The following is a 9433-nucleotide window of genomic DNA, read 5'->3' as shown; positions in this document are numbered from 1 at the left end:
GTGTTAAGGGGTGGGGGGGCAGGCTGATATCCAATCTCGCCAGGCTGGATATACAACCTGAGGATATTGATGCTGTTCTTCTGACACACGCACATCCAGACCATATTGGTGGATTATTAAGCGCAAAGGGTGAGGTTGTATTTGCTAATGCTGAATTGATCATAAATAGCGATGAATTTAATTATCTGGAAGATGATGATAATTTCGCTGTAGTGAATGACCGGGTAAAGGGTAATTTCCTGTTAGCGCGGAGTATATTTAAAAAGTATCAGAAAAGTCTTCGCCTGATCGATAAAGGCGAGGTGTTTCCTGGTGTTTTTACTACCCCGCTGAAAGGCCACACGCCGGGACATACAGGGTACCGGATTGAAGGGGATCGAGATAGTCTATTGATTTGGGGCGATATTGTTCATTTCCCACATATTCAATTACTGAAACCGGAGGTTGCAATCGCCTTTGACTATGATCCTCAAATGGCGGCAGAGACACGTTCCCGCATCCTTGATGTCATTAGCTCGGACAGGATCTTGGTCGGCGGTATGCACTTTGGCGAACAAGGCTTTGGTTATATTGAAAAGCGTAAATTCGGATACGGGATCGTCAATGTTGAATAGTTAAAACTATAGATAGAACGTTCTACTCTGAAAATATCGATTACCTGACCGGCATCGCAATGATGAATGACTGGCAACCTGTCTGCCCTGCAACGTTGCTTTGCCGTTATTAATTTTTTCCTGTGTAACATGGTCGCTATGCTACCGAATAAACTCTTCGGTATAAAATACTTTCTTCAGGGGGAACACTATGAATCCTGCAATAAACAGAGAAATAAGTATTCACGCTGATGTCAATGAATCAGAGAAACGTCAATCAGTTACGATGGAGAAATTACCTGTGCAACCTAAACTTCCATCACTTACCGGAAGCAGATTCTGGGCTGCATTATTGGTGTTTTTATTTCACTCATCGTTTCCCAGCGATCTCGCGCCATTTTCAGACCCTACTATTCAGCATGTTTTCACTGTTATTGTGGGTAAGGCAGGCTGGCTCGGCGTTTCCTATTTCTTTATCCTCAGTGGGTTCATTATGGTGTGGTCTGCGAGAGATAACGACACTGCAGGTGATTTTTATCTGCGACGTTTTGCAAAGATTTATCCCACACATTGTTTGACCTGGGCTATCGCGTTTATTATTGGTGCCATAAGCATATATCAATATAAGCTATGGGCATCAAATCTATTTTTATTGAATACCTGGGTTGACGATGTTCATTATTTTTTTGTGGGTAATAGACCCAGTTGGTCACTTTGTATCGAAGCCATGTTTTATCTCTCATTCCCATTTCTTTTTAGAGTGATGAAATCAATACCTAAAAAATTCGATTTACTCGGATTAATCGTCGTCACCGTGGCATCCTTGCTGGTGCAAATCTGTATTTACATTTGGGTTGAGCCGAACCAGATGATGGGGGCGTTTCCGATTTCGCAGCAGCACTTTTGGGTTTCATATATTTTTCCGCCATCACGCATATTTGAGTTCTTTGCCGGTATGTTTGCGGCCCGGTTGCTGATAAACGGGCGGGCACTTGTACTGACGAAAACAGCCTCACTTGCCTTGCTTATCGTCGCGTACATCGGTGCCATGTATATCCCATACCAGTTCAGCATGAGTGTGGTTTTCATCATTCCTGTTTGTTTATTAATCATTTCTATGGCAGGTGATGATTTGAAAAAACGAAATACGCTGTTAAACACGAAAACGTCTGTGTGGTTAGGAGAGATATCCTATTCCTTTTATATGGTTCATTTCTTAGTGCTCTTCTATTTTTTGAATCTCACGGCGGGAAGAAAGTTTAACTTGCCCGAGGGGGTAGCGCTTATCGCTGTTGCGTTGGTTCTGTCGGTTTCATGTGCGTCTTTTCTATATAGGTATTTTGAAGTACCGATGATGAAATTCATTTTAGAGAAGTACAGAACGAAAGAATTAGTCATTCTGCGTAAATCTGCATGATATACCCGTCATACTTCAAGTTGCAGGTGACTTGTTGTGGTATAGCTTACTTCGCAGAGGAGAGCATACGTCGGATGTATGCTCTCCCGCACTCGATAAAATGAATGGCGGTCAGTAAAAAGAGGGAATGTGCAGGCGTTTGCGACAAATATCTAATAACCGATATTGTACAGCCGGGGATCCTGAAAAACTGAAGTCATTATTCCTTTGAATTTAGTGCTATCCAGATAAGGTGAATCGGTACGGTAGACAAGCTCTATTTTGAAGTCATTAAACTGGCCACAGAGTTCATGAATTTTTATCTTATTTTGTACCTCGCTACTGATCGAACAACGTAATACTAACGATACGCCTTTACCGGCAGCAATGCTGGAGAACAACACGGGATAAGAGCCACATTCGACAACTCGCTTAGGTGTGATATGGCCTTCATTAAAGAGAACATTATAGTTGCGGGTCGTGGTAGCACATTTTTTGCTGCTGAGTAAAAAAACTTCGCCATCCAGACTAGAGATATCTTTAATTGTCGGGTAGTTCTTCTCGGTAATAATAACCAGCTCACTGGAGAGTAATATGGAACGTGTATGTTGCGTGTTTGAAAACCCCGCCCCGATGATTACCGCATCAAACTCATTTTGGTCAAAGGCATTGAGCAAACTTATGGTATTTCCAATCGAAATATCTATATTCCAGCCTAAATTCTGACCCAAGTCGATTAGTGAGCTAACAATATAAGGGGGTAGGCATTCAATGATGCCAATTCGTATATTGAGTTGGCTATTTTTTGAATGGGAAATGTTGTTTTTACAATCATCCGCAAGGTTTAATATTTTCAGCGCGTAATCATACAGGATCTGCCCTTGCGCAGTCAGTGAGCAACCGTCTGTTTTTCGATCTAATAAGGTGACATCCAGGTTATCCTCCAGGCTTCTGATTCGGTGGGAAATACTTGATTGTGCTCGATTAAGCCGCTCGGCTGCTTGGGTTATGTTCCCTGTCTCCACGACTGTCACGAACGCAAGAAGTTCACTCAGCTTCATTTGAGACCTCATGCTTAAAATTAGTTCACCGTCACAACAATTATTTATATTCTGTATTATTAAATTTGTCACGATGTTTAAATCCCCACTCTGAGAGGAGAATGCAGGTCATGCGTGGCCTTCTCAGGGACGTGTCAATATTATTCGCTGACAAACAGTTATTAATTCTGAATTGTCAATGCTAACAACAGACTCTGCTTATTTTCAGCCTTTGTCACCCATGTCCTTTTCCCCGTTCTATTCATCACCCTCAATAGGAATATTGGTGGGGTATCAATATTTTCGATGAGCGCTTCGATTTTATTCACTGGTCTTTTATTACCATGGCCATTACGATTTTAAGAGAGGGAAGGCGTAATTTAATATAAATCAATGGATTGTCTGTTTCTATTTTCTGCATATAAGTATCACTGTCTCCATTACGTGTAATTTGAAAAATTCATTTTCGTCTATGGGGTTAAATATGGCGCACCTAGAGTTTGATAGGGTAATGGTTGAACTGGTTGACTATGCCTATGAGCAGGCAACCTTTGATGATGAGACTTTACGGCTGGCGCGTTATTGCCTGCTGGATTCGATAGGTTGCGCGATGGCTGCATCCACCGACCGTGACTGTATGCGGCTGATGACCGGCGCTCAGTTCAGCAAACGCCGCGATGGCGTCTCTGTCGCCGGTACCGGGCTAAGACTGGGGCCTGTTGAGGCGGCTTTCCATATCGGTTCGATGATCCGCTGGCTGGAGTTCAATGACACCTGGCTTGCGCAAGAGTGGGGGCACCCGTCTGATAATTTGGGGGCAATCCTGGCCGCCGCCGCATGGCATAGTCGGGCTGAGAGTAATAAGCCGCCAGTTGCTATGACCACGGTTTTGAACACGATGGTTCGCGCCTACGAGATCCACGGTGTGTTGTGTTTGTCGAACTGTTTCAATGCGTTGGGTATTGACCATGTGGTGTTGGTTAAAGTGGCTTCTGCGATAGCCTCAGCACAGATCCTCGGTTTGTCAAAAGACCAGGCATTAAGTGCGCTGTCCAACGCGATCATTGACGGCCATTCTCTCAGAACCTATCGGCATGCGCCCAATGCGGGAACGCGCAAGTCATGGGCCGCGGGTGATGCGACGGCGCGTGGCCTGCAATTGGCGCTATTCGCGCAAACCGGTGAAATGGGTTATCCCACAGCGCTGACGGTCAGCCGGTGGGGATTCGATGATGCCGTTTTGCGAGGCAAGCCATTCAATTTGTCGCGCAACCTGTCGGATTTTGTGATTAAGAATATCTTGTTCAAAGTCCCCAATCCTGCCGAGTACCATGCCCAGACGGCGGTAGAAGCGGCCATCAATCTGCGGGAGCGGATACTTGCAGCCGGTTTCTCTCCTGAAAGCATTGAGTATGTGCGGGTAGAAACAACGCGACCTGCGATTCAAATTATTGATAAATCAGGGCCATTGAAAAACTCGGCCGACCGCGATCACTGTCTCCAGTATATGGTTGCTGTGGGGCTTCAAACCGGAAACCTGACGATTAAGGATTTCCACGAACCGCTCGCCTCTGATCCTCAGTTGGATGCACTACGGTTAAAAATTACCTGCACTGAACACCCTTCCTTTACCGAGAGCTACTACGACCCAGAGAAGCGCGCCATTCCCAATGCGCTCCATCTGAAATGCCATGGAATGGCCGACGAGATCGCCGAAACCATTGAATATCCGCTGGGTCATGTTCGCCGTCGAGAAGAGTGTTTCGATGCACTGCTGACGAAATTCCATCTGAATCTAGCGGACAGCCCGCTGCGTGACCGCTCCCCTGTCCTGGCCGAGACGCTGATCTCTGAATCAACGTTGGATGCCATGTCCGTCACCGATCTCCTGGAAATGTTCTCCTGGGATTAGACCTGATCTTAAACACTGACAGTGATTCATTTAGCGCGAGGTGATGAAATGAAAAAAGCAATACTGGTGGGTTGTGGTGCGGAGATCGGTGCGAATCTGTTGATTCAGAATGATCCGGCGAAGGATGGTTTTGCTATTCACACCGTTGTCACTAATCCGCCTTCTTTGGATAAACATTACCCTGAACTGCATCCGATGGATGGCATCGTGGCCCGTCTGGCAATGGCGCATCCCGGCATACAGTCCCACATCAACATTATTAATAGCGACACGCTTCGGATCGACGGCCGCGAGGTTCACTTTTTCTTTGGTGATCTTGCCAAAACGCTTCCCCCGCAGACGGGTCGCTTTGACATTGGCTTTATCGCAACCAGCAAGCTGGATATGGACAAAAATAGCCCTGTCGCACGCAATATGCTGGAACTTGCGGACGTGGTGCTGGGCGTTGCAGAAGCCAATGCGCTGCCGAGTATTTATGGCTGTCTGGAAGACCTGACCCATGATGATATTGGCACGATACAACGTCAGGTCGTCGATTCTGGCATGTATTGCCTCGGCTCTTGTCAGACGAATGGGATGCATGCCTCACTGCGTGTTCTCATGGATGCGCTCAGAGTGATTCAATGCAATGCCGCGCATATTGTGTCGGTCGAAACCGATATTGTGCATCCGGACACGCCTAACGGCGTACTCGGCACGCGATCGTTCGAAGGACGCCAGCAGGATGCGCGCGACAATCTCCGTCCGAGCTTCTCTCAAATCGCCATGAGTCAGGACAAGGTGATGCCTTGGGCACCGTTAGTGAATACTGTTTCATTACGTGCGCCGGTACATGCACCTGGATATCAGATCAACCGTTTCGTCGTCAGGGATGGTGGAGCGCTGAATACCAGCCTCATCGAGGCGGCGATTGAACGGGTGAGCGAGACACATCCTCATGTTGTTAAAGCATCCCGGACGCCTTTAGGAAGCCGTGCGTATGCTTTCGAGCGTCGATGCTCAACGATTCTTTCTGACCAGAACCATTTGCGCATTCTCCGGCCTGCTTATCTGGCAAGCCAGAATTTGAGTGAAATCATCATCCAGTCGTTTGTTAACAACACCGTCGGCTATAGCGCTGTTGTCCGGGCTGTAGCGCGTAGTGTCGCATTTGGCCTGCCTGTTGCCACGTTCCAGGGGATTGAAAAATGACAAGCTCACATACCGTAGATTTTTTGAGTTCAGGTTTCGTCGTGAAGACGGCCATGTCCGAAATGTTCAATGGCAAACTGAAAGCCGAAGTTGATCAGATCCGTGCATTGCACGCTATTTACCCAGAACTGATGGTGCCGGTCTTGCACGATGGGCTGGCTGCCGGACGACAGTTCTATATTCTCGAGAAGGTGGATTCTTTGCCGTTGTCCAGAATCGTATTTGACGACCAACGCTCGCTGGCTGAGCGCAGGATGATTGTCAGAAACACCCTGGAGAATGTACAGAAAGCGATCGACCTGGAATTAGCAACCTCGTCGGCGATGGCCCACGATATGCCTGCCAGATTACTGGAAGAGTGGGAAGGCACGCGCTTCGCACATGAGCTGTTTGATAAGCCTATTTTGCTTAACGGCGCGCGATTCAGTACCACCGCACGGGAAGTCTATGAAAGGGCCGCAGAGCTGGCCCGGACAGAAGAGTTCAGATCGGTGGAAAAAGCCCATTTCAATTTTCATTTCGGCAATGTGCTCTATAACGAGGAGCATGCTCGGACACGTTTCATCGACCCTGATTTTTCGGTGCATGGGCTGGATCCACTTTTCGGCTTTTCCCGGTTCGCCTTCTCGTTTTGGCATGAGCTTGCGGCAGAGGTGAAGGATGCGGTCAAAATGGTACCGATGGCTGATGCATTGATGTTCGTGCTGGCGAAGCCGGACTACGGCAACATTCTCAGCGAGATCCCGGAGTTAGGCGGCATTTCAGGTTTACTGCCGCTGATGGGCGAGACTATGCGGAACCGGTTCTATGTACTCACAACCTACTGTTTCCTGAGAAGTATCCGTATCAACGGCAGTAAACAGCTATGGAAAGCACCGCGTTCTCCCGTTGTTGCCAGCCCCGAAGAAGTGCTGATGCTTGGCTTGCTGGCATACCTCGAAGGGCCGAGTGCTGAGACTGAAAGCCTCTGTGCGTAACTTCAATTCACTATAGGATGTCCGGGATATGTCGTTGGTCAGCAGTAGTACCTTAGAACAGGGATTTGAGGCGCCAAGGCGCTATCTGGCGGCTGCCGCCATTTTGATTGGCGTGGTTATGGCGGCGCTGGACAGTTCCATCGTCAATATCTCCTTGCCCTCTATTGCCGAGGCGTTACGGGTAGATTCAGCCTCTGTCATCTGGGTGACCAACGGCTATCAGGTTGCCAGCGCAGCAACGATGCTGATCTGTGCATCACTGGGTTCAAGGATAGGAGAGCGGCGTTTCTATACGGCAGGCATGGTGCTGTTTACGCTGGCATCGCTGGGTTGCAGCCTTTCTTCAACCTTCGGCATGCTGGTTGCCATGCGGGTACTTCAGGGGGTGAGTTATGCGGTCATGATCAGTGTCGGACTGGGTCTCTACCGGGTTATCTTTCCGCCGAATGCGCTGGGAACCATTTTAGGGCTAAATGCGTTGGCCTTTGCGGTGGGGACGGCCATTGGGCCTGCGTTAGGCGGCCTGATCATCGCCTATCTTGATTGGCCCTGGTTGTTCTATATCAATATCCCGTTGGGTGTACTTGCCATTCTATTCTCGTTTATCTCGTTGGGCGCCGATACTGAGCGGGAAGACGGTTTCGATTGGGGAGGGGCTGTCACCTCAGCGGCAGCCTTAGGACTGATGGTTGTTGCTGTCGATCAAATCGGGCGCTGGGACAACCGCATACTCATACTTTGTGGCGTCGCATCCGTAGTGCTGATCGCCATCTTCCTCAACATGCAGATGCGCTCAAAGAGTCCGTTGCTGCCTCTGGATATATTTCATTCCCGGCGATATTCCTTTGCGGTGATATCTTCCGTCTCTATGTTTGTGGCTCAGGGGATGGCGTTGGTCGGGTTGCCTTTTGTTCTGCAACACACCTATCACTATTCTGTTCTGGAATCGGCATTCATCTTTACACCGTGGCCGGTTGCCGTAGCCATCTGTGCCCCGATCGCCGGCAGGCTGTCGAATCGTTTAAATCCTACCCAGATATCGACGGTCGGCGTCATGATTTTTTGCCTGGGTTTGGGATCACTGGCACTGCTGTCGCAAGCGGCAACGATGAATGATTTTCTCTGGCGTGTAGCGGTTTGCGGGATAGGGTACGGATTCTTCCTGCCACCGAACAATAAAGAGATGTTTTCGAATGTCGCCGCGAACCGAACAGTAACGGCCTCGGGGGTATTGTCGACCGCCAGGACCGCAGGGCAATCCATTGGCGCGGCGTTGGTAGCGATGGTGCTTGCGCTGTTGAATGGATTGATGGATGACACAGGCGCACAATTCGCCGTCTACGTGTTTGGGCTTGCCTGCCTAATCTCAGCGCTATCGTCTCTATCAAGTATGCTACGCCTGCATCGATAACATACGGGATTACGTATCATGATTAATGCCAGCAGCTTATTCATAGCATTTTGCTGCTGGCCGCTATCGATTGTCAGTATCCCGCTAAACCGAGTCGGGATTCTTTTCTATTGATACGATATTTGAGATATCAGAGACGTGAACCGCCTGGATTAACTAAAAGATACAGACCGTGTGAATCGGAGAGTTTTATGGGGGTAACAGGTGGTTTTAAGTTGCGGATTTTAGTGTCGTTAAGAGACATATGCGGGTCACTCCATTATCGAACCGGAAAGACCCCAAATCTGACCACCAAATTCTCCCGATGCGGAGGGAAAACTGAAAATGCATCGGGAAGACTTTTCACGTTAACTTATTGAATCTAAATCATATAGGGATTCGCAAAGAGACATGAAAACAAGAATTTGGCTCCTCTGACTGGACTCGAACTTCATCTGTATCTCCTGTAATTATTGGATTAATTTAAATACTGTGATTTTTTACCAGCATTTTTACCATCATTATTTAATCTATGACCATAAAATGTCAATTAAAAACAATTTGTTATAACAACATCTTGTTGTCCACTGATGCCTTGAAAAGGGTTGATGATCAACATCACACTGACAGCATTATTATGATTTTTATGCCGTTCTAAGCAGATTATTATTGACTGACAACTCAATTTTTAACATTATCCACTGACTATTTGTGATTGTATTTAAAGATAAACTTGCTAAGCATACGTATTAGTAACCTGATCACAAATTTGTTTTTACTTGAACATCTTTAACAAAAAGTTGTCTATCTGTATGTAACCGGTTGTTCTGAGCGTATGAAGGCTCTGATGGTATGAAAAAAACATCAGGAAATGAACAATATCGCGATAACATGGGTTCATATATCTATACAAAATAAATAGTAGATCATATAT

At 47.2% G+C, this 9433-nt stretch carries 7 protein-coding genes and 1 pseudogene; 6 read left to right on the top strand and 2 right to left on the bottom strand.

Annotated features, from left to right (window positions below):
* A partial coding sequence (locus HEP82_RS19425; RefSeq protein ID WP_192459555.1) for an MBL fold metallo-hydrolase occupies window positions 1–614 on the top strand: 614 nt, incomplete at its 5' end.
* Window positions 615–804: 190 nt separating this feature from the next.
* Complete coding sequence (locus HEP82_RS19420) at window positions 805–2010, top strand: acyltransferase family protein (protein ID WP_192459554.1); 1206 nt, start codon at window positions 805–807, stop codon at window positions 2008–2010.
* Window positions 2011–2162: 152 nt separating this feature from the next.
* Here HEP82_RS19420 and HEP82_RS19415 read toward each other — a convergent pair whose 3' ends face one another.
* Complete coding sequence (locus HEP82_RS19415; RefSeq protein ID WP_192459553.1) at window positions 2163–3050, bottom strand: LysR family transcriptional regulator; 888 nt, start codon at window positions 3048–3050, stop codon at window positions 2163–2165.
* A gap of 463 nt (window positions 3051–3513) precedes the next feature.
* On the opposite strand from HEP82_RS19415, the gene HEP82_RS19410 reads away from it, so the two are divergent.
* From HEP82_RS19410 to HEP82_RS19395, 4 genes are read left to right on the top strand one after another with little or no spacing between them, the layout of a single operon-like run.
* Window positions 3514–4941 carry a bifunctional 2-methylcitrate dehydratase/aconitate hydratase gene (locus HEP82_RS19410; RefSeq protein WP_192459552.1) on the top strand — a complete coding sequence of 476 codons (1428 nt, stop codon included), beginning with the start codon at window positions 3514–3516 and terminating at the stop codon, window positions 4939–4941.
* A gap of 48 nt (window positions 4942–4989) precedes the next feature.
* Window positions 4990–6132: a hypothetical protein gene (locus tag HEP82_RS19405; protein WP_192459551.1), complete on the top strand. Its 1143-nt coding sequence runs from the start codon at window positions 4990–4992 to the stop codon at window positions 6130–6132.
* Complete coding sequence (locus HEP82_RS19400; protein ID WP_192459550.1) at window positions 6129–7109, top strand: aminoglycoside phosphotransferase family protein; 981 nt, start codon at window positions 6129–6131, stop codon at window positions 7107–7109. The genes HEP82_RS19405 and HEP82_RS19400 overlap by 4 nt, the downstream gene beginning before the upstream one ends.
* Before the next feature lie 28 nt (window positions 7110–7137).
* Entirely contained in the window at window positions 7138–8520 is a 1383-nt protein-coding gene (locus HEP82_RS19395) for a DHA2 family efflux MFS transporter permease subunit (protein ID WP_192459549.1), read from the top strand.
* 133 nt (window positions 8521–8653) lie between these two features.
* Here HEP82_RS19395 and HEP82_RS20265 read toward each other — a convergent pair.
* Window positions 8654–8764: pseudogene (locus tag HEP82_RS20265) on the bottom strand (Arm DNA-binding domain-containing protein); the annotation flags it as partial.
* Window positions 8765–9433 lie beyond the last annotated feature (669 nt).

The organism is Musicola keenii, from assembly GCF_014855505.1.
GTDB classification, from domain to species: domain Bacteria; phylum Pseudomonadota; class Gammaproteobacteria; order Enterobacterales; family Enterobacteriaceae; genus Musicola; species Musicola paradisiaca.
Note: the sequence above shows the minus strand (reverse complement) of the source record. Positions and strands in the feature narration are given on the sequence as shown.

Bases quoted from the DNA above. Each gene is read 5' to 3' on its own strand.
- HEP82_RS19420 (WP_192459554.1), top strand. From the start codon at position 805: ATGAATCCTGCAATAAACAGAGAAATAAGTATTCACGCTGATGTCAAT.
- HEP82_RS19410 (WP_192459552.1), top strand. From the start codon at position 3,514: ATGGCGCACCTAGAGTTTGATAGGGTAATGGTTGAACTGGTTGACTAT.
- HEP82_RS19395 (WP_192459549.1), top strand. From the start codon at position 7,138: ATGTCGTTGGTCAGCAGTAGTACCTTAGAACAGGGATTTGAGGCGCCA.
- HEP82_RS19400 (WP_192459550.1), top strand. From the start codon at position 6,129: ATGACAAGCTCACATACCGTAGATTTTTTGAGTTCAGGTTTCGTCGTG.
- HEP82_RS19415 (WP_192459553.1), bottom strand. From the start codon at position 3,050: ATGAAGCTGAGTGAACTTCTTGCGTTCGTGACAGTCGTGGAGACAGGG.
- HEP82_RS19405 (WP_192459551.1), top strand. From the start codon at position 4,990: ATGAAAAAAGCAATACTGGTGGGTTGTGGTGCGGAGATCGGTGCGAAT.